General features: G+C 58.7%; 1 pseudogene. It reads left to right on the plus strand.

What is annotated here, in order from left to right:
- Nucleotides 1–148: 148 nt before the first annotated feature.
- Nucleotides 149–666, plus strand: a pseudogene (locus AX730_RS07780) (hypothetical protein); the annotation flags it as partial.

Raw genomic sequence — 666 nt, forward strand, 5'->3', positions numbered from 1 at the left:
CTGAGCAATCCGATCCGGCGGAACCACATCTCCAGCGGCACGGTCACCAGCGGCGCCTCATTAGATCCTCTGCTGTCGCTGCAATCACATGCCAATGACGGTTGCAAACAGATCCACTATCCTGGAAAGCGGGGCCGGGAGTGGACGTATGGCAATCGAAGACGGTGTAGCTGGGGAGTCGTGGTCGGCGGCTGAGGTCGAGGTTACGGTCCTCGCCTACCTGCGTATGCTTCGAATGCAGGAACTGGGACAAACCTTCATCAAGGCCCAGGTCATTCGGCAGCTTGCTAGCCAGATTCCGGCACGGAACACGGGCGCCATCGAGTACAAGTTCCGCAACATCAGTGCGGTGCTCCATGCGCTTGGCGTGCAGTCAGTGTCGGGCTACAAGCCGCTTGCCAACGTTCAGAAGCTGCTGATCGATGTTGTCGGCGATCTATTACTGCAGGATGTAGCGCTCGACCAGGCCGCTATCCGGAGCGTCGAGACTGCTGCCGAACCACCCTTGATTACTGATTTCTCGGACTTCGTGGTTGGGGTGCCTGCGCCGAAGTATCGGATCAACGACGCAGCAGCCGCTGCCATGCAGCGCATCGCCATCAAACGCGACTTGGACCGGCCAGCCTTTCGTAGACATCCGGTTGCCATAATTGATGGCAATGACCG

Origin of the sequence: Pseudoxanthomonas mexicana (assembly GCF_001556105.1) — a bacterium.
Lineage (GTDB): Bacteria > Pseudomonadota > Gammaproteobacteria > Xanthomonadales > Xanthomonadaceae > Pseudoxanthomonas_A > Pseudoxanthomonas_A mexicana_A.